Origin of the sequence: Actinacidiphila cocklensis (assembly GCF_907177275.1) — a bacterium.
Taxonomy (GTDB): domain Bacteria; phylum Actinomycetota; class Actinomycetes; order Streptomycetales; family Streptomycetaceae; genus Actinacidiphila; species Actinacidiphila cocklensis.
Map to the genome: position 1 here is coordinate 68718 of NZ_CAJSLV010000066.1, position 24173 is coordinate 92890.

The 24173-nt window shown below is 72.8% G+C and carries 15 protein-coding genes and 1 pseudogene; 11 read left to right on the forward strand and 5 right to left on the reverse strand.

Features of this window, described 5'->3' with window-relative positions; genetic code table 11:
- Positions 1-115 precede the first annotated feature (115 nt).
- Positions 116-511, forward strand: a complete 396-nt coding sequence (sodN, locus tag NFU81_RS23955) for a superoxide dismutase, Ni (RefSeq protein WP_033171806.1) — start codon at positions 116-118, stop codon at positions 509-511.
- A 7-nt stretch (positions 512-518) separates the two neighbouring features.
- On the opposite strand, the pseudogene NFU81_RS41020 reads toward sodN, so the two are convergent.
- A pseudogene (locus tag NFU81_RS41020) lies at positions 519-880 on the reverse strand (tyrosine-type recombinase/integrase); the annotation flags it as partial.
- A gap of 549 nt (positions 881-1429) precedes the next feature.
- Here NFU81_RS41020 and NFU81_RS23960 point away from each other — a divergent pair.
- The 3 genes from NFU81_RS23960 to NFU81_RS23970 all read left to right on the forward strand — a co-directional run bounded on the left by NFU81_RS23960 (position 1430) and on the right by NFU81_RS23970 (position 5666).
- Positions 1430-2746, forward strand: coding sequence for a hypothetical protein (locus tag NFU81_RS23960; RefSeq protein ID WP_251493281.1), 1317 nt, complete (start codon positions 1430-1432; stop codon positions 2744-2746).
- Between the two features lie 232 nt (positions 2747-2978).
- Positions 2979-4586: an MFS transporter gene (locus tag NFU81_RS23965; protein ID WP_251493283.1), complete on the forward strand. Its 1608-nt coding sequence runs from the start codon at positions 2979-2981 to the stop codon at positions 4584-4586.
- Between the two features lie 117 nt (positions 4587-4703).
- A complete protein-coding gene (locus NFU81_RS23970; RefSeq protein ID WP_251493285.1) occupies positions 4704-5666 on the forward strand; it encodes a zinc-binding dehydrogenase in 963 nt (320 codons plus the stop codon).
- Between the two features lie 21 nt (positions 5667-5687).
- Here NFU81_RS23970 and NFU81_RS23975 read toward each other — a convergent pair whose 3' ends face one another.
- The 3 genes from NFU81_RS23975 to NFU81_RS23985 form a co-directional block, all read right to left on the reverse strand.
- Positions 5688-6656 carry a helix-turn-helix transcriptional regulator gene (locus tag NFU81_RS23975; RefSeq protein ID WP_251493288.1) on the reverse strand — a complete coding sequence of 323 codons (969 nt, stop codon included), beginning with the start codon at positions 6654-6656 and terminating at the stop codon, positions 5688-5690.
- 1 nt (position 6657) lies between these two features.
- Positions 6658-7491 carry a DUF4097 family beta strand repeat-containing protein gene (locus NFU81_RS23980; RefSeq protein ID WP_251493290.1) on the reverse strand — a complete coding sequence of 278 codons (834 nt, stop codon included), beginning with the start codon at positions 7489-7491 and terminating at the stop codon, positions 6658-6660.
- A gap of 232 nt (positions 7492-7723) precedes the next feature.
- On the reverse strand, positions 7724-7906 hold the full coding sequence (locus NFU81_RS23985; protein WP_251493292.1) for a DUF6104 family protein: 183 nt from the start codon (positions 7904-7906) through the stop codon (positions 7724-7726).
- A 215-nt stretch (positions 7907-8121) separates the two neighbouring features.
- Between NFU81_RS23985 and NFU81_RS23990 the strand changes: the two genes are divergently transcribed.
- From NFU81_RS23990 to fxsT, 7 genes are all read left to right on the forward strand, one after another.
- Positions 8122-10116: a VMAP-C domain-containing protein gene (locus tag NFU81_RS23990; protein WP_251493294.1), complete on the forward strand. Its 1995-nt coding sequence runs from the start codon at positions 8122-8124 to the stop codon at positions 10114-10116.
- A 30-nt stretch (positions 10117-10146) separates the two neighbouring features.
- On the forward strand, positions 10147-11160 hold the full coding sequence (locus NFU81_RS23995) for an AAA family ATPase (RefSeq protein ID WP_251493296.1): 1014 nt from the start codon (positions 10147-10149) through the stop codon (positions 11158-11160).
- 7 nt (positions 11161-11167) lie between these two features.
- Positions 11168-14518 (forward strand): SAV_2336 N-terminal domain-related protein, encoded by a 3351-nt coding sequence (locus NFU81_RS24000; RefSeq protein ID WP_251493298.1) that lies wholly within the window; start codon positions 11168-11170, stop codon positions 14516-14518.
- Positions 14518-14688 (forward strand): FxSxx-COOH cyclophane-containing RiPP peptide, encoded by a 171-nt coding sequence (fxsA, locus tag NFU81_RS24005; protein ID WP_251493300.1) that lies wholly within the window; start codon positions 14518-14520, stop codon positions 14686-14688. The genes NFU81_RS24000 and fxsA overlap by 1 nt, the downstream gene beginning before the upstream one ends.
- A gap of 218 nt (positions 14689-14906) precedes the next feature.
- Positions 14907-16109 carry an FxsB family cyclophane-forming radical SAM/SPASM peptide maturase gene (locus NFU81_RS24010; protein WP_251493302.1) on the forward strand — a complete coding sequence of 401 codons (1203 nt, stop codon included), beginning with the start codon at positions 14907-14909 and terminating at the stop codon, positions 16107-16109.
- A complete protein-coding gene (locus tag NFU81_RS24015; protein ID WP_251493305.1) occupies positions 16106-17506 on the forward strand; it encodes an aKG-HExxH-type peptide beta-hydroxylase in 1401 nt (466 codons plus the stop codon). Before NFU81_RS24010 ends, NFU81_RS24015 begins: the two co-directional genes overlap by 4 nt.
- Before the next feature lie 124 nt (positions 17507-17630).
- Entirely contained in the window at positions 17631-20636 is a 3006-nt protein-coding gene (fxsT, locus tag NFU81_RS24020; protein WP_251493307.1) for an FxSxx-COOH system tetratricopeptide repeat protein, read from the forward strand.
- 78 nt (positions 20637-20714) lie between these two features.
- Here the strand turns inward: fxsT and NFU81_RS24025 are convergent.
- Positions 20715-24173: multifunctional oxoglutarate decarboxylase/oxoglutarate dehydrogenase thiamine pyrophosphate-binding subunit/dihydrolipoyllysine-residue succinyltransferase subunit (locus tag NFU81_RS24025; RefSeq protein ID WP_251493310.1), on the reverse strand; the 3459-nt coding region annotated here is incomplete at its 5' end.

The following is a 24173-nucleotide window of genomic DNA, read 5'->3' on the forward strand; positions in this document are numbered from 1 at the left end:
CATCGGACCCAGGGTGACACCAGACTTTTGACCCAAGCCACCTGGGGCACCCGAGAAATCGACTCCTCCAGGGAGTAATGTCCCACCTGAAAGACGATCACGAGGAAGGACAGCCATGTTCACTCGCCTGTTCGCGCCCAAGGTGAAGGTAAGCGCACACTGCGACCTGCCCTGCGGCGTGTACGACCCGGCCCAGGCCCGCATCGAGGCCGAGTCCGTCAAGGCGGTCCAGGAGAAGTACCAGGCCAACGAGGACGCGGACTTCCGCACGCGTGCCGTGCTCATCAAGGAGCAGCGCGCCGAGCTGGCCAAGCACCACGTCTCGGTGCTGTGGAGCGACTACTTCAAGCCTCCGCACTTCGAGAAGTACCCCCAGCTCCACCAGCTGGTGAACGACACGCTCAAGGCCCTCAGCGCGGCCAAGGCCTCGAACGACCCGGCCACCGGCCAGAAGGCCCTCGACCTGATCGCGGAGATCGACAAGATCTTCTGGGAGACCAAGAAGGCCTGATCTCCGGTCAGGCCGTCTGACCCGCATTTTCGCTGGTCAGGTCGCTTACCGGTCCGCACCCGGCCCGCAGGCCGCCGAGAACGGCGTCCATCGCGGACCGGGTGCGGTCTTCTTCGCCCGGCCACAGGTGCGCGTGGATCCGCAGGAAGTGCCGCAGGCCGCGGGTCACCATGCGGGGCAGCTCGACGGCCTTGCGGCCCTCGCCCGTTCGACTCGGTCTTCCAGCGGCGGTAGTTGAGGGGCTCGCCCTCCTCCGTCGTGAACAGCCACTCCTTGGAGGGGCGGGCGGCAAGGTGCGTGCGGAGGGCGTCGGTGACGACCTCGCCAAACGGGGACGGTACGCCGGGACTTGGAGGTCGTCGGCGGCCCGCCCACCGGGTCAGGGCAGATCGGCCACCGCGGCAGCCTGGGGAGCCGCCTTGCGGTTCCCCAGCCGCATTCAGCCGGGCCGGCAACCGGTCGCGTCCGGGTCGCACCCGTACGTGGCCTCGCATGTGACGGTTCGATGGCCGGGCATGGCTTTGCGAGTCGGCTCAGGGGCCACACCCGCTCGGCTCGTCCCCGCATCGCCTGCCCAATCCGGTACCGGGACGCCGCGCAGGACGTCCACGACCACGATCCCCAGGCGGCGCGCGAAGTCCGCCTCGCTGCCCGCCAGCGCGAGGCGGAGCCCGCGCGTATCCGCGTACTCGCTGGGCTGCATGGCTCCGACCACCTCGGCTCGCTCGGACCACTCCGACCACGTGCCCAACGACCCGCTGGTCGTTGTCGATGTGCACCCGGACGGATGAGCCGCAACGGAAGAGGCAGCGAAGACTTCCCCGAGGCCTCGTCCTTATGGCCCGCCTGCACGTGCCATCCGTCCATCGAGCCGTGCCAATGGGGAGAGGAGATCAATCCCGAGGACAGGGAGCGCCCATGAGCAGCCCGGCACCGCCTGCCGCCGCTCCCGAATCCCCGGGAGGTGCGAAAAGGGCGGGGGCGACAGCAGGCCGGATCGCGCGCAGCACGTTCTCGGCCGTACTCATCGTGCTGACCTGTGTCCTGGTACCGCTGACCCTGGTGGCCGTGTGGGTCCACGACATCGTGCTGGACACCGACCGCTACGTGTCCACCGTCGCGCCCCTGGCCAGGAACCGCGCTGTGCAGGACGCGGCGGTGGCCCGCATCACCAAGGCGGTCGACGTGCGGGTCAACGGGCCGGAGGCCGCCGACCAGCTCGCGGCCTGGCTGAAGTCCCAGGGCCTGCCGCCCAAGGCCGTACAGGCGGTCAAGGGACTCGGCCCCCAGCTCGACTCCGCCGTGGACGACACGGTCCACAAGGCCGCGACGCGGGTCGTGCGGAGTGACCGGTTCGCCGCTACCTGGGAGAACGCCAACCGCACCGTTCACCGCGCGGTCGTCCACGCCCTGACCGGCGAAGGACAAGGCGCCGTCAACGTCACCGACGGCACCGTCACCCTGGACGTCGGCACCGCGGTCGACAATCTGAAGAAGGAGCTGGAAGCCGAGGGCGTGCCTGTCGCCTCCGCCATCCCGTCGAGCGACAAGCAGCTCGTCCTGCTCGACTCCGATCAGCTCGGCAAGATCCGCAAGCTCGCCCATGCGCTGGACGTCCTCGGCAACTGGCTGCCCCTGCTCACCGTCGTGGTCGGCGCGGCGGGCGTGCTGCTGGCCCACCGGCGCCGCAGGGCGCTGGCCCGCGCAGCCCTGGGCGCGGCCTTCGCCAGCCTCGTCGTAGCCATCGTGCTCGCCGTCTTCCGGGGCTACTACCTCGACCACCTTCCCGCCACCGTGCAGTCGCACGACGCCGCGGCGGCCGTCTACGACACCCTGATCCACTTCCTGCGGGTCAGCCTCGTCACCGCGATCGTCCTCGGGATCGTCATCGCACTGGGCGCCTACCTGGTCGGCCCCGGCCGCTTGCCCGTCGCCGTCCGAGGCACCTCGGAACGCACCTCCGACTCCATCGCCCTGTGGGCCTACCGCAACCGGATCCGCACCGGCCGCACCGGCGTCTGGACCGACCGCCACCGGCGGTGGATCACCCTGGCCGTGCTCCTCGTGATCGCTGCGGCCTTCGCCTTCTGGAACCACCCCACTGCCCTGACCATCTTCTTCCTGCTCCTGGTCCTGCTGGTCCTCCTCGCCCTGATCGCCCTCCTGGCCGCCTCCGGGCGGGCTGCCCGGGATGCGGGGTCGCCCGCCGGGCACAAGGCGCAGCAGGGCGGGTGAGTACATCGATGCCCGAGGGCGCCCGGGATCGGCACGGCGACCATCCACGGCGATGCCCACCTGGGCCGTGCGGCCGGGGCGCCGCCGGTCTGCCCCTCCTGGCTCGGCGCGGCGTGCACGCGCACCCTTCCTGAGCGGGCCACCATGAAGGCCCTCTTTCGCATATCGCCCCAAAGTGCGAACAAGGGTCTTCCACCCGGATCTACCGGGCGACAAGCGGCGGAGGTGCGCGGTGGTACGGTGGCGGCCGCTGGCGGTCCTGGGCACTGCGCAGTTCCTCATGGTGCTCGACACCTCGGTCATGAACGTGTCGATCAGCCAGCTGGTGGAGGACTTCGACACCGAGGTCACCGCGATCCAGGGCGTCATCACCCTCTACACGCTGGTGATGGCGGCGTTCATGATCACCGGGGGCAAGCTCGGCGACATGTTCGGCCGCCGGCGCATCTTCGGCATCGGCCTGGCCGTCTACGGTGTCGGCTCGGCGCTCACCGCCGTCGCGCCGGTCCTGTGGGTGCTCGCCGTGGGCTGGTCGATCATCGAAGGCCTCGGGGCCGCGCTGGTGCTGCCCGCGCTGGCGGCTCTGGTCGGCAGCGCCTACCGGGGCCGCGACCGGGCGGTCGCCTACGGCGTCATCGGCGGCCTTGCGGGCGCGGGCATCGCCGTCGGGCCGCTGCTGGGCGGCTGGCTGACCACCTACGCGACCTGGCGGCTGGTGTTCGCGGGTGAGGTCGTCCTCGTCGCCGCGATGCTGTCCCTGCTCCGCTGGATCGCCAAGGACCCGCCGCGCGCGGAGCAGCGGGCACGGCTCGACATCCGGGGCACCGTGCTGTCCGCGGCCGGTCTGGCCCTGATCGTCCTGGGCGTCCTGCAGAGCAGCTCCTGGGGCTGGCTGCAGCCCCGCAACCCGCCCTTCACCATCCTCGGATTCGCCCCGACCGTCTTCGTGATCGCCGCGGGCGGTGTGCTGCTGGGATTCCTGCGATCCTGGGAGAACCGGCTCTCGGGACGCCGGGGCACCCGCGAGCGCGACCCCGAGCCGCTGGTCCGGTTCTCGCTGTTCGGTGTCCCGGCGCTGCGGTCGGGCCTGACGATGCTGCTCAGCCAGAACCTCATCCTGCTCGGGCTGTTCTTCGTCATCCCTCTCTACCTCCAGGTCGTGCAGGGGCTCGACGCCTTCGAGACCGGGTTGCGGCTGCTGCCGGTCTCCATCCTGATGCTGCTGTCCGCGATGAGCGGCCCGTTCCTCGGCCGGTTCATGAGCCCCCGTACCGTCGTGCGGATCGCCCTGCTCGTCCTGCTCGCCGCGATCCTGTGGCTGCTCGGCACGATCGACCCGCACATCGACGACCTGTCCTTCGGCTTCGCCATGGCCGTCCTCGGCCTCGGGATGGGGCTGCTGGCCTCGCAGCTGGGCAACGTCGTGCAGTCCAGCGTCGGCGACAGCGAGCGCAGCGAGGTCGGCGGCCTGCAGTACACCGCCCAGAACCTCGGCTCGTCCCTGGGCACCGCCCTGATCGGCTCCATCCTCATCAGCGCCCTGGTGACCGCCTTCACCACCGAGATCGAGGACAACCCGTCGGTCTCGGCCGCGACCCGCGAGGAGGCGGGCGTCCGCATGGAGGCCGGTGTCAGCTTCGTCAGCGCCGACGAGGTGCGCGCGGGCGCGGAGAAGGCCGGGCTGCCGCCCGCCGAAGTGGACGCCGTCGTCGACTCCTACGCCGAGGCACAGCTCAACGCCCTCAAGGCCGCGATCCTGGCCGCCGGCGGCATCACCCTCGCCAGCCTCGCCTTCACCCGCAAACTCCCCACCGACAAGATCACGGCCAAGCAGACGTGAACGCCCGGGACCCGCACACCGGACCACCTCACCGAGTGGTCGTTGCCCGCGGCACGGGGCAGGGGGAGCGGTCACTCGCCCGCGCAGTGCCGGGAGCGGGTGCGTTACCGTCGGGGAATGTTCGCCGTATACGCAGCACGCATCGACGCAGAGCAGCCGCTGAGCGGGCTCGAACTGGGGGAGCGCCCCGAGCCGGACAGGCGCGAGGGCTGGACCACCGTCACGGTCAGGGCCGCCTCGCTCAACCACCACGACCTGTGGTCGCTGCGCGGGGTCGGACTCGGCCAGGAGAGCCTGCCGATGATCCTGGGCTGCGACGCCGCCGGCATCGACGAGGACGGCAACGAGGTGGTGCTGCACTCGGTCATCGGCCAGACCGGGCACGGCGTCGGACCGCGCGAGCGGCGCTCGCTGCTCACCGAGAAGTACCAGGGCACGCTCGCGGAACGGGTCAGCGTGCCGGCCTGGAACGTGCTGCGCAAGCCGGCCGGGTTGAGCTTCGAGGAGGCCGCCTGCCTGCCGACCGCGTGGCTGACGGCGTACCGCATGCTCTTCACCAACGCCGGGGTGCGCCCCGGTGACGCGGTCCTCGTGCAGGGCGCGGGAGGCGGGGTCGCCACCGCCGCGATCGTGCTGGCCAAGGCGGCCGGGCTGCGGGTCTACGCCACCAGCCGGGACGCCGGGAAGCGGCAGCGGGCACTGGAGTTGGGGGCGCACGCCGTGGTGGAGCCGGGCGGGCGGCTGCCCGAGCGAGTCGACGCGGTCATCGAGACGGTGGGCGCGGCCACCTGGTCGCACTCGGTCAAGTCGCTGCGCCCCGGCGGCACCCTGGTCATCTCCGGTGCCACCAGCGGCCCCAACCCGCCCGCCGCCGAGCTGAACCGGATCTTCTTCCTCGAACTGCGCGTCGTCGGCTCGACGATGGGCACCAAGGACGAGCTGGAGGACCTGCTCAACTTCTGCGCGACCACCGGCGTACGCCCGGTCGTCGACACCGTGCTGCCGCTGGACCGGGCGCGCGAGGGCTTCGAACAGCTGGAGCGGGGCGAGGTGTTCGGCAAGATCGTGCTCACCGCCTGATCCCCGGCCCCGGCCCCCGGTTCAGCGCCCGCCGGTGTGCAGCGCGGCCGTGATGTGCGCGGCCGCCGCCGACAGGTGGCGCCGCACCTCGCGCAACTGGCCGTCGTCGACGCCCAGATCGCGGGCCGCGTCGCGGATGTCGTCGCGGAAGCGGTCGAGCAGCCGCTCCAGGTCGCGCATCGGGTCGGCGGACGGCGGGGTGTCGTCCACCACGTCCTCGGCCGGTTCGCCGTGGGCCGCCGTGTCCTCGGCCGGGGCGCTTTCGGGCGTCGCGTCCTTGGCCGTCCGCGGCGGCTGCGCGCCCGGGCGGCCCATGCCGCCGCCGAACTGGCCCAGCTGCCGGGTCAGTTCCGCCAGGCCCTCGCGGACGCCCGACTGCCAGTCGCCGCCGCGCGCGTGCGACTGGACCTGCTCCTGCACCTGGCGGACGATCTGCTGCACCTCGTCGCGCGCGCTGTCCACCGCGTCCCGTGCGGCCTTCGCCTGCCGGCGGGCGTCCCGCGCGTCCTCCTTGGCCCTGCGGCTCTCCTCCTTCGCGCGCTGGGCGCGCTCCCGCCACTCCTGCTTGACGTCCTGGTGGCTGCGCGCGCCCTCGGGCCGGGTGCGGCTCTGCTGGGCCGCGGCCGCCACCTCGCGGCGCAGGTCCCCTGCGGCCCCCCGCACGTCCTCGCGGATCTCGGCGGCCAGCGTCGAGACGGACTCGCGGATCTCCGCCTCCAGGCCGTCGATCTCGTCGGCCCGCGAGGCGAGTTCGGCGCGGCCCTCGTCGGTGAGGGCGTAGACCTTCCTGCCGCCCTCGGTGGAGTGGGTGACCAGGCCCTCCTTCTCCAGCTTCGCCAGCCGCGGGTAGACCGTGCCGGCCGAGGGCGCGTACAGCCCCTGGAAGCGCTCCTCCAGCAGCCGGATCACCTCGTAGCCGTGCCGCGGCGACTCGTCGAGCAGCTTGAGCAGGTACAGCCGCAGCCGGCCGTGCGCGAAGACGGGCGCCATGTCAGATGTCCTTCCTGAGGGAGGGCGCGTCGTCCAGCGGCGGCCTGCGCAGCAGGGCGATCGCGCCGGAGACGGTGGTGGCCCGCAGCCGTGCGCCGCCTGAGCCCATCCGCCCGGTGATCCGTTTGGCCCCCCAGCCGCCGGTGACCTGCAGCTCGTCGAAGGCGCAGGACAGGTGGCCGCTGGTGGTGTTCGCCTCGACCTCGGCGTCGCCCGGCTCGGGGATGCGGATGGCGATCTCGCCCGACACGGTGGTCAGCCGGACGTCGGCGCCGCCCGACGGGTCCAGGTCGAGCACCATGCTGCCGCTGACCGAGTCCGCCCGGACCTTGGAGACGCTGCCCTCCACGACGGTGAGGTCGCCGGAGACGGTGTTGACCCGCAGGTCGCCGGACAGCGACTGGGCCTCGACGTTGCCCGCGACCGTCTTGGCCTCCACGGGTCCCGTGAGGCCGACCAGGGTGGTGTCGCCGTGCACGCCCTGGACGACCGTGCGGCCGCTGATCCCGGAGATCACCGCGCCGGCGCCGACCACTCCGACCTCGACGGAGGTGTGCGGGGGCACCGCGAGGGAGATCACCGCGCGGCGCCGCCAGCCCTGGCGGTCGTGCCACTTGAGCAGGCCCTTCCAGGTGAGGTCGTCGTACGCGACGGTCAGCGTCGAGCCCTCCCGCTGCACCTTCAGCGGCGGCCCGTCGAGCTCGGTGACCTCCATGCGGGCCGGCCCCTCGTCGGTGCCGACCACGTTGACCGCGCCGCCGACGATCCTGACCCGGAGCGTGTCCACGGCGTCCTCGAACTCGAACTTCCCGGGTTCCGTGACGGTCCGTTCCATCGTGCCCCTCCTTGCCGTCGCCCAACGCGGTATATCGCGTCATCCGAAGAACACGATATATCGCGTCCCCGGGAAGTCAAGAGGGGCTCCCCGATGGAGGGGGCGGCTTCCAGGGGCGCTGGGGGTACCCCCAGGCGAAAGCTCCGGGGGCGGAACCGCGCGCCCCGCCGCTGCCGGGGGAAGATCCCGGGACAGGCGGAAAGGGGCAGCTCGGGGGGAACCCCCGGGGGACCTACTCCTCGTCGTCCTCGTCGTCGAGGCGGGCGAGCCATGTGGCCAGGCGCTCCACCGGGACCTCGAACTCCGGGTTGAGGTCGACGAACTCGCGGAGCCGGTCCGCGAGCCATTCCAGCGTGACCTCCTCCTCTCCGCGCCGGTCGGCGAGCTCCTCGATGCCGCGGTCGGTGAAGTACAAGATCTGCTCCTGAAACAGGGGTGGGAGGGTCGCTGGGCGGGGAAGAACAGCGAAGGACGGGGACAGACTGGACAAGGATAGGAGTTGCCCGAAGGGCCTCGCGCAGGCGGCGGCAGGCACTAGCCTTTCGGGATGATCGGCCAGGGGGGTGGTATGGGCGCGCTGACCGCTGTGACGGGTGCGACAGATGCGATCGACGGCATGGGGGGCGCGGGGTGACGCCGCGGATCGATGAGCCCGAACCCATCGACCCGGCAGAGATCCTCGTCCCGCTGGTCCGCGACGCGACCGTCCGTATCCATGGCGCGAAGCCCGGCCATCCGCTGTACGGCAGCGGCTTCTTCGTCGCGCCGAACTGGGTGCTGACCTGCGCCCATGTGGCGTGCCGGGGATTATCGGAGGAGGCGGCGGGCGTGGGGCAGCCGGCGGCGCGCGAGGTCACGGTCGGCTGGGGCGACCGCATGCTCGGCGGCGTCGTCGAGTGGGCCGAGCCGGCCGGTCACGACGGCGGCAGCTGGCCCGCCCCCGACCTCGCGCTGATCCGGCTGCTGGACCCGGTCGACCACCCCTGCGTGTGGCTGACCGAGCGCACCGCCAAGGCGTACACCACCAACCAGGTCGCCTTCTTCGGGTACACCCCGGGCGACGAGCCCGAGCCGTACAACGGCAGGTGCACCATCAGCGGCCAGGCCGGCACCAGCGGGGTGCTCAAGCTGGGGAACGAGGACGAGATGCCGCACGGCGTGTCCGGCGGCCCCGTGGTGGACCTGGTGCGCGGCGAGGTGATCGGGGTGCTCAAGGCCCGCAGGCGGGGGCAGGACGGCGGCCAGGCGGTCGGCGTCCAGCAGCTGCGCCGGCTGCCCGCGGGCGACCCGGACGACCCCTCGCTCGACCTCTACCACCGGGTGATGGCCGCGCACGACCTGTACCACGCCGACCGGCACGCCTTCGTCCGCGACGACGGCGGCACCTGGACCGACGCGCACAGCGAGATCGGCGCCTGCGCCGGCCGCGCCCTCACCCCCGGCCAGCGCACCGAACTGCTGGGCCTTCTGGCCCAGTTGCCGCCGCCGGCCGACGCCGGCAGCCTGGAGGGCGTCATCGGGGCGGTCCGCGGCGGCCGCGCCCTCGGCCTGCCGGTCGCCCCGCGCGCCTGGCGGGACGGCCTCGGCCTGCTCTACGACCTGCGGCGCGGCACCACCGAGCTGGAGGCGGTGCTGCGCTACGCCGTGCACGCCGCCACCGCCGACCGGACGACCGCCGCCGACGAGTCGGCGGAACGCGCCCTGTGGAGCTGGGCGCAGCAGACCGCGGGCGCCGCGATCCCGCTCAGCCGGCTCTTCCGCCGCACACTGGCCGACGAGCGCAGGAGCCGGCTGCGAGCCAGGTCCGCGCCCGGCGCGGATCGGACTGCCGCGGCCGAACGGCACGGCCCGGAGACGCTGGTGGAGATCTTCCCGCGCGGCTGGGAGCCGGGCCGCTACGACTGGCGGGTGAGCGCGGTACCGGAGAGCGGCGAGGTCGACTGCGTCGAGGAGGAGTTCGACGCGGGCACCGAACTGGACGCGCTGGCGGCCCGACTGCGCGAACCGCTGCGCGAGGCCTTCCGCCGCTGCGACGGCTCGGGCACGCTTGCAGTCATCCAACTCGCCGTCCCCGGAGCCCTGGTGGGCCGATTCTCCGACGTCCGGCTGCTCGGCATCGACGCCGACCGCCCGGTGGTCATCCGCCGTATCGACATGCCGGACGAGGACGCTCCGGCGGCTGCGGCGCGCGCTGCCCGCTGGCGCGCGCTGCACGAACAGCCGCCCCGTACGCACATCCTGGACTGCGACGAGGGCGCCCCGGGCCCGCTCCCGGACGAGGCGGACCTGCGCGCCCGCCCCCGCGACACCCTGCCGGCGCTCTGCCGCAGCGCCGCCACCGTGCCCGAGGCGCTGGACCGCATCGTCCGCAGCGGCTACAGCATCGCCCTGTGGCGCCGCCGGCCGGTCGCCCAGGAGGCGGTGTGCGCCGATTTTCATCGCGGCATGGTCAAGGCGGTGCGGACCGCGAAGTCCGCGGGCCGGCTGCCGCGGATGCTGGCCGACCTGCGCGCCGAGGTGGACGACGGGGTGCCGGAAAAGTTCTGGTCCGCCGGTCTCATGCTCTTCTATCACGATCCGACCCGGCCGCTGCCCGGGACCGACGAGCCGTTGGAGACCCCTTGACCAGGGATGCGAGGTATCGAGGTGAGTGACATGACCGAGCCCGGCCCGTCCGGCGACTGGCTCATCTACCGCGGCACCGGGGAACCCCACACCCGCATCGACGCGCTGCCCGAGCCCCCGCCCTGGCGGGACTTCGACGGCGGCCCGCTGGTCGCGCCAGGACCCGGGCCCGACAGCTCCTCGGCCCGCAGGCTCGGCGCCTACCGGCACATGGCCGAAATGCACCGGCCCAGCCCCGAGGAGCTGGAGATGGTCAACGCGGCGCTGTACCTGCGCCGCCCGCTGCTGGTCACCGGCAGCCCCGGCACGGGCAAGAGCACCCTCGCCCACGCGGTGGCGTACGAACTGGGCCTGGGCCGGGTGCTGCACTGGCCGATCGTCAGCCGCAGCGCGCTGCAGGACGGGCTCTACCGCTACGACGCCATCGCCCGCCTGCAGGACAACCAGATCGCTGCCCACTCCGGCACCGCCCCGCCCGGCGGCATCGGCAGCTACATCCGGCTCGGCCCGCTCGGCACCGCGCTGCTGCCCACCGCCAAGCCCCGCGTGCTGCTCATCGACGAGCTGGACAAGAGCGACATCGACCTGCCCAACGACCTGCTCAACGTGATGGAGGAGGGCGAGTACGGCATCCCGGAACTCGAACGCCTCGCGGAGCGCGAGCCGCAGGTCGACGTCCTCACCGACGACGGCGCGAAGGTCACCGTCGGGGAGGGCAGGGTCCGCTGCCGGGCCTTCCCCTTCGTGATCCTCACCAGCAACGGCGAGCGGGACTTCCCCGCGCCGCTGCTGCGCCGCTGCATCCACCTGGAGCTGGACCGCCCCGACCACCAGCGGCTGTCCACCGTGGTGCGCGCCCACCTCGGCGACGAGGCGGCGACCGTCGGCGAGGACCTCGTCGCCCGCTTCCTCGACCGCTCGCGCAGCGAACTGCTGGCCACCGACCAGCTGCTCAACGCGATCTACCTCACCCACCATGCCGCGCCCCCCACCCGCTCCCGGCTCGCGGACATGCTCATCCAGCGGCTCGACCGGCCCAGGTGAGGCGGCTGTGGACGCCGAGCCGAACCGCAGACCCGGACAGCCGGCCGAGGTGCCCCCGGACGACGCCGGCGGCGGGCGGCCCGCACCCGACCCGATGGCGGAGTTCGTCGGCAGGCTGAGCGGCGCCGGGCTCGAACCCGGCACCGGCGAACTGGCCGACGCGCTCTGGCTGGCCCGCTGGTCGGTGCCGACCGCGCCGGAACCCGTCCGGGCCGACCGGCCGCGCGACCCCGGCCCGGACAGCGGCGGCGGCCAGGGCGGCGCCCCCGGCGACCTGCCGCAGGTCCCGGCGGACGGCACCGACGGGCGGGGCAGCCGCCTGGTGCCGCCGGAGCGGGACAGCGGCGGCATGGTCGACCTCTACCCCGGCGTGGCCGAACCCGGCCGCGCGCACCTGGGACAGGCCGGCCTCACCGTGGCCGTCCCAGAGGCCCCGACGCTGCCCCGGCTGCTCGAACTCCAGTCGGCGCTGCGGCCGTTGCAGCGCTACCGCAGCCCGGCCCGGCCGCTGCGGGAGACCCTCGACGAGGCCGCCACCGCCGAGCACTCCGCCCTGGCCGGCGGGCTGCTGCTGCCGGTCTTCCGCCCGGTCGGCCGCGGCAACGCCAGCATGCAGCTGCTGATGGACGCCTCCTCGTCGATGTACGTGTGGGAGCGGATGCTGCGCGAGCTCGGCGGCGTCTTCGAACGCCTCGGCGCCTTCCACGAGGTGCAGATACGCCATCTGCACGCCACCCCCGAGGGCGCCCCCGCGGTCAGCGGCCGCTTCGACCCCGAGCCGTCCGCGCTGCGCTCCGCCGACCAGCTGATCGACCCCACAGGCCGCCGGATCACCCTCCTGGTCAGCGACTGCGCGGGGCCGCTGTGGCGCTCGGGGCAGGCGCACCGGCTGCTGCACCGGCTCGCCGGACACGGCCCGGTGGCCGTACTCCAGCCGCTGCCCGCCCGGCTGTGGTCGCGCACCCGGCTGCCGGTCTCCTACGGGGTGCTGCACCGGGCCGAAGGCCCGCTGCCCGCCGCGCCCTTGCGCTTCTCGGCCGGCGCCGGCGGCTTCACCACACCGCCCGCCGGCGACGCGCTGCCGGTGCCCGTACTGCCGCCCACCGCCCAGGCGCTGGGCGCCTGGGCGCGGCTGCTGGCCGGTATCGGCGCAGGCGAGGTGCCGGCCGCCGTCGGCTGGGTGCGCTCCGACCAGCCGCCGAGCCCAGGCCGCCCGCGCCGGGCGACCGTACCGCCCACCGCTCTCGTCGGCCGCTTCCGCTCCGCCGCCTCGCCCGCCGCGGCCCAGCTCGCCGTCTACCTGTCCGCGGCGCCGCTCTTCCTGCCCGTCATGCAGCTCGTCCAGCGCACCATGCTGCCCGACTCGGGGCCGGCCGAACTGGCCGAAGTGCTGCTCAGCGGGCTGGTGGTGAGAGTCGAGGGCGAGGACCACCGGTGGTACGAGTTCGCGCCGGGCGTGCGGGACGCGCTGCTCGGGCCGCTCGGCCTCGACGAGGCCCGGCTGGTGCTCAAGCACTGCTCGGAATACGTCGTGCAGCGCTTCGGCCGCAGCGGACCCAACTTCCCCGCGCTGGCCATCACCCAGCTCACCGACGGCGGCCCGCCCAGCGACGCCGCCTCGGACGCGGCCGTCGCCTCCGCCGCCCGGGACACCGCCCGCGCGGAGAGCACCGCCGCGGGCGCCGACTCCCAGCAGCCCTTCGCGGAGGTCGCCGCCCGCGTCCTGGAGCGGTTCGTGCCGCTGGCCGGCGGCGGCGCCCTGCGGGGCGGCGCCCGCCCCGGCGGTCCCGGCGGGACCTCGTCCGTGGTGCTGCGGGCACGGGAACTCGTCACCAAGTTCCGCGACGAGGGCATGGTGCAGAACCTGATGGAGGCCGTGCAGCTGCTGCGCAAGGCCGCGGCGGAGGAGTTCCGGCACGGCACCGATCCGGAGCTGTGGAGCGAACTCGCCGAGCAGCTCATCAGGTTGTGGCGGCTGCGCGGCGGCCCCGGACTGCTGCGCGAGGCGCAGGACGCCGCGGAGACCGCCGCCGCCCACCCCGGCTCGGTCAAGGCCCGCGCGGTGCGGGCCGGGGTGCTGCGCGCCTCGGCCGACGACCGGGCCGCCGTCGGCGACACCCGCGCCGCCCTGGAGCTGCTGCGCCGCGCCGACCGCGAACTGACCGCGGTCTGCGCCGCACCGGGACTGGACCGCGCAGAACTGCTGGCCGCCACCATGGAACGCGTCCAAGTGCTGGAGGACCAGTGGCTCATCAGCGGTGACGCCGTCCTGCTCGAAGAGACCGTCGGCTCGCTGGAAGCCTTCGCCGACGCCTGGCCGCCGGCCGCCGACCGCCCCAGCCAGCTCGCCCTCGCCCACGGCCGCGCCCTGCTCCGGCTGGCCGGCGCCGCCGTCGACCGGGAACGCGAGCAGGTCTGCGCCGAGCAGGCCGCCACCTCCTTCGAGGCCGGCCTGGACGCGCTCCACCGCGAGGACGCAGGCCCCGAACAGCTCGTCCCGGCCATCCTCGCCCTGGTCGACGCGCTGCTGCTGGCGGGCGGCCGGCTGGCCGACGCCCAGCGGCTGGTGGACCGCGCCCTCGGGGAGACCCGCGACCGGCTGCTGCGGGCCACCATCCTCGCCAGGGCCGGCCGGATCAGGGCCGCCCGGCACGCCGAGGGCGGCCAGCCGGGCGAACTCGAAGCCGCCGCAGGCAGGTTCGCGGAAGCCTGCCGGCTCACCCCGCGCGACCGCCCCGAATACAGCAACCTCGTCGCGGAATGGGGCGGCGCGCTGCTCGACCGGGCCGCGCTCCCCGGCGGCGAACTGTTCGTCAACCGCGCGGTGCTGGTGCTGCGCGACTGCCGGATGGAGACCCCCTCCGACGACCCGCGGCTGCCCGCCCGGCTGCTGATGCTCGGCCGGGCGCTCGTGCTGCGCTACGTCGCGGAAGGCGACCTGGTCGACCTGCGCGAGGCCGAGCACGTCCTGCTGCGGGCCGTCCAACCCGCCGTCGAGCCGGGGCAGATCGCGCGGATCTCGTACGAACTCGGCGAAGTGCACCGGCTCGGGTTCGACCACACCCGGCGCTCGGAACGCCTCGACCTGGCCGCCGACGCCTACCGGCGCGCTGCCGACTCCGCCGAGACCGCCGCTGCCCGCGCGTTCGACCCGCGCCCCATGGTGCGGCTCGCCTCACAGGCGCATCATTGGCGTGGCGTGGTCTACGAATCGGCCCGCCGCCCACGGGCCGCGGCCGACGCGTACCGCTCGGCGCTGGCCGGCTGGCGCCAACTCCCGGATGAGGGCGGCGAAGCCGGCCGCCGCACCGCTGAGCGCCTGGCCGCGCTCAACCCACCTGGACACGGAGGTCCGTGATGGAAGAAGAGCCGCACGGTGGCGCGTCCGCGCCGGATGTACTGGGACTCGACCTGGAGACCCTGCGAACCGTCGAGCACCCGGTGCTCGCCGCCCTCGTCAACGACCTGCGCGAACGGGTCGCCGAACCCGGCGGCGAGGCGCTCTGGGCGTTCAACAGCTCGATGTAGGGGCGACATCCGTGCTCCTGCCCTGCGGCAGCGGGTGCCGGACGTGCCCCACCGCACACGTGCGACGCCCGCCACGGCGACCCCGCCCCGGGTCTTCCCCGGAATAGGACGGGCGTCGCGGTATTACAGCCAAAACGCGGGTCAGGCGTTTGCGGTGGGCCGTCCGGCGGGAACAACCGCGGAGGCCGATGGGGCGGCTGGGAAGTCGGGGAGGCGACATGGCACAGCGGCGCTCACGGACCGGGCTGCGGACCGGCAGCGCGAGCGCGGAGCCGATACGGCAGTTCATCCTCAAGACGCACAGCCGGTGCAACCTGGCCTGCACCTATTGCTACCTCTACGCCGGCCAGGACGACGGCTGGCGTCACCGCCCCCGTACGGTCGCCCCCCGGGTCGCCGAGCGCACGGCGCAACGCATCGCCGAGCACGCCACCACCCACCGGTTGCGCCAGGTCTCCGTCGTCCTGCACGGCGGCGAACCGCTGCTGTCCGGCGCCGACCGGCTGGCCGCCGAGGTCGAGCGGATCCGCGGGACCGTGCCCTGCACCGTTCAGGCGGTCGTGCAGACGAACGCCACCCTGCTCACCCGGGACGGCGTCGCCCGCCTGCGCGACGCGCGTATACGGATCGGCGTCAGCCTCGACGGCGGACTGCCCCGGCACAACGCGGCCCGGGTGGACCACGCGGGCCGCCCCGGTTGGCCCGCGGCCGCGGCCGGGCTGCGGATGCTCGCGGAGACCGGGTCCGAGGCGTACGCCGGCGTGCTGTGTGTGGTCGACCTGGGGCACGATCCCGTCGAGGTCTACGACTCGCTGCTGTCCTTCGCGCCCCCCGCCATCGACCTGCTGCTGCCGCACGGCAACTGGACGACACCCCCGCCCGGGCTGCCCGCGCCGCCCGCGGATCCGGCGCCCTACGGCCGCTGGCTCACCGCGGTCTTCGACCGCTGGTGGCAGGCGGACCGCAGGAGGACCAGGGTCCGGCTCTTCGAGGAGTGCGTCGCCCTGCTGCTCGGCGCCCCCGCGGCCTCCGAACAGCTCGGCCTGCAGCCCTTCGCTGCGGCCGTGGTCGAGACCGACGGCAGCATCGAGCAGGTCGACTCGCTGAAGTCGGCGTACGAGGGCGCCGCCGCGACCGGGCTCGACGTCTTCCGCAACAGCTTCGACGACGTGCTCGCGCACCCCGGCGTCGCCGCCCGCCAGGCCGGCCTGGGCGGCCTGGGCGCAGAGTGCACAGCCTGCGCGCTGGTCACCGTCTGCGGCGGCGGCCACTACGCCCACCGCTACCTGGCCGGCAGCGGCTTCCGCAACCGATCGGTCTACTGCGCCGATCTGGCGTATCTGATCCGCCATGTCGGCTCGCGCCTGGCCGAGGCGGCCGGCGCCCACTCCGGTGGCGCACTCCGGGGGACAGGCCGGTGACCGTACCTGACCCCCTGCTTCGTGCTCTCGGCGGTACCACGAGCGACCCGCGCGCACTCGACCTGCTGGTCACCCACCAACGGCGGCTCCGGCTGCTCACGCTGCGCGCCCTGCTCGACACCGTCGCAGAGGCGCCGCCCGGTGCGCTGCCGCCTGCCGCGGCGGCCCGGGTGACGGCGGACTGGCGGTTGCTCGCGGCTGCCGACCGCGCCGACCCGGCCGCCGCCCGCCAGGTCGTCCACTACCCGCTCACCGGCGCCTGGGCCGAACGCGCCCTGCGTGCCGTGACCGCTGCCGACCGGCCCAGGGAGGCCACCGCCGAGCTGTCGCACCTGGCCGCGATCGCCGCCGCCGCGGCGGCCCGCGCGGGCCTGCGGTTCACCGCCGACGTCCCGGTGCGGGCCGGTCTGCTGACCCTGCCGACCCTCGGCGGCTGCGCTGTGAGCGGAGACCTTCGATCTGTGCGGGTGAGCGGCGACGGCCCTCGGCTGTGGCTGCACCTGGACGTGGCAGGCGACGGCGGGGCAGCACGGCACCTCCACTCCTCGCCTGCTGCGGGCCGGGGGCGGCGGGTGGAGGTCAGGCGCGGACCCGATGCCGTCTGGCGGTCGGCTGCGGCCGCCTGGCAGCCCACCAGGGCGCTGCGATGGGCCGGCGGGCGGCCGGTGCTGGTCGACGACAGCGACCCCTACCGCGACGAGGAGCGGGGCTCCAACCCGCGCGGGCTGACCGCGTCCCACGTTCTGGAGCCGGGCCGGTACGCTCGCTGGCAGACCGCGTGGCAGGACGCGCAGCCGTGGCTACGGCTGGGCGGCGGCGGGCGTGCCCGGGAGGTCGGCGCGCTCCTCGGCTGCTTCGTACCGCTCGACGGCTCGGAGAGCGCGCGTTGCAGCGCCACCCGCGGAGAGGCTTTCGGCGCGCTGCTCAGCAGCACTCCACAGCACGGGCTGGACCTGGCCGCGACCCTGGTCCACGAACTGCAGCACACCAAGCTGCTGGCGCTGTCCGCGATGACGGTTCTGCACACCGCGGACGGTACCCCGCGGTACTGGGCGCCCTGGCGACCGGACCCGCGGCCCTTCGACGGCCTCTTCCACGGCGCCTACGCCCACCTGGCGCTGGCCGACTTCCACCTCGGTGTGGCGATGAGCGGGGCCGCGACCGCGGTCAGGGACGCCGCCTGGGCCGACCACTGCCGCTGCCGCCAGCAGGTCGAGGTCGCGCTTCCGCAGCTGCTCGGCTCCAGTCGCCTCACCGTGCAGGGCCGCACCCTGGTCACCGCCATGGCGGCACACCACCGCCGGCTCAAGGAGCACACACCACCCGAAGGCCATCTGGCTCGGGCCACCGCCTATGTCGAGACCGCCCGTGTCATCTGGCGGCGCCAAGGCGTCTGACCGGGTGGGAACATCCGAAAAGCAGTATGACCGTACGTCAGCAGGTGACCATGTCAGTGTAGTTTCTGACTCAGCCACCTGTTGGTACGTCAGGACATCGCATGTACACGAGGGAGACGGTCGAATGGCCGGAGGGCGTAGCACCGCGGCGGCAATCGCACGCGGGCCGGTGACCATCAGCTTCGCCGGCTACAACAGGGCCTGGGCCTCCTGGATCGCCAGCCGGCTGGAGAGACACGGTGTGCAGGCGGTCCTCCAGCGCCTCGACGTCACCCCCGAGACCCGCATCGACGACGCGCTCGAAGACCTGCTGCTGTCCGAGGGCCGGGTGCTGATCGTGCTCTCCGAGTGGTACTTCCGGCTCGGCCCGCGCACCTACGAGGAATGGAACGCCGCGCTGCGCCGGATCGTGCCACCTCACAGCGAGCGCTTCGCCGCCGTCTCGGTGACCCCGGCAGCACTGCCCAGCGCCGTCGCCTCGCTCGCCGCCACCGATCTGTGGGGCCTGGGGGCCGCGGAGGCCGAGCGCCGGCTGCTCACCCGGCTCGGCATCAGCCACTCCCGGGGCTCCTCGGGTGACACCCTCGGCGGCGCCGGCGGCCCCCGCTTTCCGTTGGAGCAGCCCGCGGTGTGGGGCGGCATGCCACGTCGCAACACCCGCTTCACCGGCCGTGAGGAACTGCTGGGGGAGATGCACCAGCAGTTCCAGCAGGCCGAGCCCGGTGCGGGCGTCGTCACCCTCTTCGGCCTGTCGGGCGTCGGCAAGACCCACATCGCCACCGAGTACGTCTACCGCTTCGGTCCCGAGTACGACGTGGTCTGGTGGGTTCGTGCCGCCGAGCGCGGCACCCTGCGCGAGAAGCTCGCCGGACTCGCCCCGGCGCTGGGACTGGTGACCGGGCGCGAGTACGGGGAACGGCTGCGCACGGTCAGGGACGCGCTGCGCCGGGGTGAGCCGTACGGGCGCTGGCTGGTGATCCTCGACGGCGCCGACCAGCCCGACGACATCCACGACCTGGTGCCCAACGGACCCGGCCACGTTCTGATCACCTCGCAGAATCGCGACTGGGGTGAGCACAACAGCGTCCTGATCGAGGTCCCGGTCTACGACCGGGTGGAGTCCGTCGCCTTCGTGCGGCGGCGGGCGCCCCGGCTCGACGAGGCGGACGCGGACAAGCTGGCCGAGGCGCTGGGCGACCTCGCCCTGGCCCTGGACCAGAACGCCGGGGCGCTCAACGACTCCAACACCCCGGTGGACGAGTACATCGAGCTGCTGCGGCACGGCGCCGACATCGAACCGGGCCTCAAGGTCGCCGCCGACTTCCAGATGACGTACTACACCGCCTTCTCGATACTGCTCAACCGGCTCCGCGAGGACAAGCCGGAGGCCGTCGACCTGCTGCGGCTGTGCGTCTTCTTCGCACCGGGGCCGATCCCGGTACGGCTGCTGCGGGACCTGCCCATCCGTGACGTGCCCGAGCAGCTGGGCGGGCTGATGGGCGATCCGCTGCTGTGGAACTCCGCGATCAGCAAGCTCGCCCAGTGGTCGGTCATCCAGTCCGACCCGCAGGAGACCACGGCGGAGGAGTCCGTCGGGTCCACCGAGGTCGTCCAGATGCACCGGCTGGTCTACCAGGCGGTCCGCGCCGACATGCCCGAGGAGGACCTCAACACCTATTCCCGGGTGGTGCGGAAGATCCTCGCCGCCGCCGACCCCGGCCGGCCCACCGACACCCGGCTGTGGCCGCGCTACGCCGAGATCGTGCCCCACCTGGCCTCGTCCGGCGCGTTGGAGAGCACCAACCCCGAGATCCAGGTCATGGTGCTCAACTGCCTGCGCTACCTGTACCTGTCCGGCGAGTACCGTGCCGGGCTGCGGGTCGCCGAGATCGCCACGGAGAACTGGCCGCATCTGCTGGACGCCGGGCACCCGAGGCTGTGGGATCTCCTCCACCACCACGCCAATCTCATGCGTGCCACCGGCGACTACGAGGCCACCGAGGCCCTGGACCGCGGTGCCTACGAGCAGCTGCTCGCCGACCGCGGCGACCGCGACCTGCTGGTCATGCGGGCCGGCGGCAACCTGGCCGCAGACCTGCGCAACCTCGGCCGCTACACGGAGGCGCTGGACCTGTCGGCCGCCGTCCGCGACGGCTACGCGGCACTGGTCGGCATCCAGGACTCGCGCACCCTCAGCGCGCAGAACAACATCGCGGTGACCTACCGGCTGCTCGGCCGGTACCAGGAGGCGATGGAACTCGACCAGAACACCCTGGAGGCCCGCCGCGAGCTGCTGCGCGACCGGCACAACTGGACGCTGTCGTCGGAGTACGCCTTCGCCCACGACCTCAGGCTGGTCGGCCGCTACGACCAGGCCACCTCGGTCCAGGAGCGCAACTGCGAGGTGCACAGGACCGTCCTGGGCGCCGACAACCCGCAGACGCTGCTGGCCGAGCACAACCTCGCGCTGTGCTACCACCGCGGTGGCGACCGCCCGCGGGCGGCGAATCTGCAGGCCCGGCTGCTGGAACGGTGCCAGCGGGTGCTCGGCGACCTCGACCCGCTGACCGTACGGGTCGCGACGACCTTCTCCAGCTTCGAGCGCGAGCACGGCGACCTCGACCGTGCCCGTGAGCTGAGCGAGTTCGCGCTGCGGGAGTACCGCAGGCAGCTGGGCCAGGACCACCCGTACGCCGCCGGGGTGCTCGGGAACCACGGGTTGGTCCTGCGGGCGGCCGGCGAACGGCAGCAGTCGCAGATCGAGATCGAGGGCGCGCTGGTCGCCATGACCCGTGCGGTCGGTGCGGAGCATCCCTGGACGCTGGGCTGCGCACTCAACGCCACCGGCGCACGCAACTTCTCCGGCGACCCGGAAAGCGCCGCGGAACTGAGCCGTCAGACCGCCGAGCTGGCGGCCGCCACCCTCGGCAAGAAGCACCCCCTGACGCTGTCCTGCCAGACCGCGCTGGCCACCGATCTGCGCAATCTGCGCAGGCGGCCGGAGGCGGACAAGATCGAGGAAGAGGCGCTCGCGGCGCTGGCCGGCACCCTCGGCCCGCAGCACCCGCACACGGTGGCGGCCCGTTCCAGGACCCGTCCCTACTGGGACTTCGAACCGTTCGCCTCCTGACCGCCCGGACCGCGAAACGGCGGGTGGCCCGTACCTCACTGGTACGGGCCACCCGCCGTTTCGCGGTGGGGCAGGCCGTCAGATCTCGAAGACCTCGTTGATCAGCTCCTCCTGCTGGGCCTGGTGGCGCTTGGCCGAGCCCACGGCGGGGGAGGACGACGCCGGGCGGGAGACCCGGCGCAGCCGGTCGGCGTTGTCGGGGGCCGCACCGAGCAGCAGGTCGAGGTGGTCGATCAGGTTCAGCGCGATGAACGGCCAGGCGCCCTGGTTGGCGGGCTCGTCCTGCGCCCAGACGAACTTCTGCGCCTTGGTGTACGGCGCGATGGCCGCCTGGATCTCCACACCGGGCAGCGGGTAGAGCCGCTCGATACGGATGAAGGCCACGTCGTTCGCACCGCGCCGCTCCCGCTCCGCGACCAGGTCGTAGTAGACCTTGCCCGAGCAGAAGACGACCTTGCGGACGGCGTCGGCCTGCACCGACTCGTCGGCGATGACCGGCTGGAAGGCACCGGAGGTGAAGTCCTCGGCCTTGGACGCCGCCGCCTTGAGCCGGAGCATCGACTTCGGGGTGAAGACGATCAGCGGCTTGTGGTGCGGGTTGTGGACCTGCCAGCGCAGCAGGTGGAAGTAGTTCGCCGGGGTGGTCGGGACCGCCACCGTCATGTTGTTCTGCGCGCACAGCTGCAGGAAGCGCTCGATGCGCGCCGAGGAGTGGTCAGGCCCCTGGCCCTCGTAGCCGTGCGGCAGCAGCAGCGTGACGCCGGAGGTCTGGCCCCACTTCTGCTCGGCCGAGGAGATGAACTCGTCGACGATGGTGGCCGCGCCGTTGACGAAGTCGCCGAACTGCGCCTCCCACATCACCAGCGCGTCCGGGCGGGCCAGCGAGTAGCCGTACTCGAAGCCCATGGCCGCGTACTCGCTGAGCAGCGAGTCGTAGACGTTGTAGCGGGCCTGCTCCTCCGACAGGTAGAGCAGCGGGGTGTAGTCCTCGCCGGTCTCCCGGTCGATGAGCACCGCGTGCCGCTGGCCGAAGGTGCCGCGCCGGGAGTCCTGGCCGGCGAGCCGGACCGGGGTGCCCTCCAGCAGCAGCGAACCGATGGCCAGGGTCTCGCCCATGCCCCAGTCGATCGTGCCGTCCTCGACCATCGCCGCCCGGCGCTGGAGCTGCGGCAGCAGCCGCGGGTGGACGGTGACGTGCTCGGGGATGTTCACCTGGGAGGCGGCGATCCGCTTGACGACCTCCGAGGACACCGCGGTCGGCACCGCGACGGGGAACTCGGACTGCGAACCGGACGCCTCGTGCTCGACCGGCGCCGCGGTGGCCTCGCGGACCTCCGTGAAGACCTTCTCCAGCTGGCCCTGGTAGTCCTGCAGGGCCTGCTCGGCCTCTTCCAGGGTGATGTCGCCGCGGCCGATCAGCGACTCGGTGTAGAGCTTGCGCACCGAGCGCTTCTTGTCGATCAGGTCGTACATCAGCGGCTGGGTGAAGGCCGGGTTGTCCGACTCGTTGTGCCCGCGGCGGCGGTAGCAGATCAGGTCGATCACGACGTCCTTGTTGAACGCCTGGCGGTACTCGAAGGCCAGCCGGGCCACCCGGACCACGGCCTCCGGGTCGTCGCCGTTCACGTGGAAGATCGGCGCCTCGATCATCCGGGCCACGTCGGTGGCGTACATCGACGAGCGCGCCGACTCCGGGGCGGCGGTGAAGCCGACCTGGTTGTTGATCACCACGTGCACGGTGCCGCCGGTGCGGTAGCCGCGCAGCTGCGACATGTTCAGCGTCTCGGCGACGACGCCCTGGCCCGCGAAGGCCGCGTCGCCGTGCAGCGCGATCGGCAGGACGGTGAAGTCCGTGCCGGCCTTGTTGATGATGTCCTGCTTGGCCCGCGCGATGCCTTCGAGAACCGGGTCGACCGCTTCGAGGTGCGAGGGGTTCGCCGCCAGCGAGACGGTGATCTGCTCGCCGTCCAGGCCGGTGAAGGTGCCCTGCGCGCCCAGGTGGTACTTGACGTCGCCGGAGCCGTGCATCGACTTCGGGTCGAGGTTGCCCTCGAACTCGCGGAAGATCTGGGCGTAGGACTTGCCCACGATGTTCGCCAGCACGTTGAGCCGGCCGCGGTGGGCCATGCCGATCACGGTCTCGTCGAGCCGGGACTCGGCGGCCGCGTCGATGACCGCGTCGAGCAGCGGGATGACGGACTCGCCGCCTTCGAGCGAGAAGCGCTTCTGGCCGACGTACTTCGTCTGCAGGAAGGTCTCGAACGCCTCGGCCGCGTTCAGCCGGCGCAGGATGCGCAGCTGCTCCTCGCGCTCGGGCTTGGCGTGCGGGCGCTCGATGCGGTCCTGGATCCACTTGCGCTGCTTGGGGTCCTGGATGTGCATGAACTCCACGCCGACGGTGCGGCAGTACGAGTCCCGCAGCACGCCCAGGATGTCGCGCAGCTTCATCAGCGACTTGCCGGCGAAGCCGCCGACCGCGAACTCCCGCTCCAGGTCCCACAGGGTGAGCCCGTGCTCCAGCACGTCCAGGTCGGGGTGCTTGCGCTGGCGGTACTCCAGCGGGTCGGTGTCGGCCATGACGTGGCCGCGCACCCGGTAGGAGTGGATCAGCTCGAAGACCCGGGCGGCCTTGGTGACGTCGTCGTCGTGCGCGGTGTCGATGTCGGTGCGCCAGCGGACCGGCTCGTACGGGATGCGCAGCGCCGCGAAGATGTCGTCGAAGAAGTCGTTCTCGCCGAGCAGCAGCTGGTTCATGATCCGCAGGAACTCGCCGGAGGCGGCGCCCTGGATCACCCGGTGGTCGTAGGTGCTGGTCAGCGTCATGACCTTGGAGATGCCCAGCTTGTTCAGGGTGTCCTGCGAGGTGCCCTGGAACTCGGCCGGGTAGTCCATCGAGCCGACGCCGAGGATCATGCTCTGCCCGGGCATCAGCCGCGGCACCGAGTGGACGGTGCCCAGGCCGCCGGGGTTGGTCAGCGAGGCCGTGACGCCCTGGAAGTCGTCCATGGTGAGCTTGCCGGCCCTGGCCCTGCGGACGATGTCCTCGTAGGCCTGCCAGAACTCGAAGAAGTTCAGCGTCTCGGCCTGCTTGATGGCCGCGACGACCAGCTGCCGGTCGCCGTTGGCCTTCACCAGGTCGATGGCCAGGCCCAGGTTGACGTGCTCGGGCTTGACCAGCGTCGGCTTGCCGTCCTTCAGCGCGAAGGAGTGGTTCATCGACGGCATCGCCTTGAGCGCCTGCACCATGGCGTAGCCGATGAGGTGCGTGAAGGAGACCTTGCCGCCGCGGGCGCGCTTGAGGTGGTTGTTGATGACGATGCGGTTGTCGAACAGCAGCTTCACCGGAACGGCCCGCACCGAGGTGGCGGTCGGCAGTTCGAGTGACGCGCTCATGTTCTTGGCCACGGCGGCCGCGGGGCCGCGCAGGGTCACGAACTCGGTCTCGCCTCCGGCGGCCGGTGCGGCGGGCGCCTGCGCCGGCTTGGCGGCGGGGGCGGGTGCGGCGGGCGCGGGCGCCGGCGCGGCCGGGGGCTGCGC

Bases quoted from the DNA above. Each gene is read 5' to 3' on its own strand.
- sodN (WP_033171806.1), top strand. From the start codon at position 116: ATGTTCACTCGCCTGTTCGCGCCCAAGGTGAAGGTAAGCGCACACTGC.
- NFU81_RS23960 (WP_251493281.1), top strand. From the start codon at position 1,430: ATGAGCAGCCCGGCACCGCCTGCCGCCGCTCCCGAATCCCCGGGAGGT.
- NFU81_RS23970 (WP_251493285.1), top strand. From the start codon at position 4,704: ATGTTCGCCGTATACGCAGCACGCATCGACGCAGAGCAGCCGCTGAGC.
- NFU81_RS23975 (WP_251493288.1), bottom strand. From the start codon at position 6,656: ATGGCGCCCGTCTTCGCGCACGGCCGGCTGCGGCTGTACCTGCTCAAG.
- NFU81_RS23980 (WP_251493290.1), bottom strand. From the start codon at position 7,491: ATGGAACGGACCGTCACGGAACCCGGGAAGTTCGAGTTCGAGGACGCC.
- NFU81_RS23995 (WP_251493296.1), top strand. From the start codon at position 10,147: ATGACCGAGCCCGGCCCGTCCGGCGACTGGCTCATCTACCGCGGCACC.
- fxsA (WP_251493300.1), top strand. From the start codon at position 14,518: ATGGAAGAAGAGCCGCACGGTGGCGCGTCCGCGCCGGATGTACTGGGA.
- NFU81_RS24010 (WP_251493302.1), top strand. From the start codon at position 14,907: ATGGCACAGCGGCGCTCACGGACCGGGCTGCGGACCGGCAGCGCGAGC.
- fxsT (WP_251493307.1), top strand. From the start codon at position 17,631: ATGGCCGGAGGGCGTAGCACCGCGGCGGCAATCGCACGCGGGCCGGTG.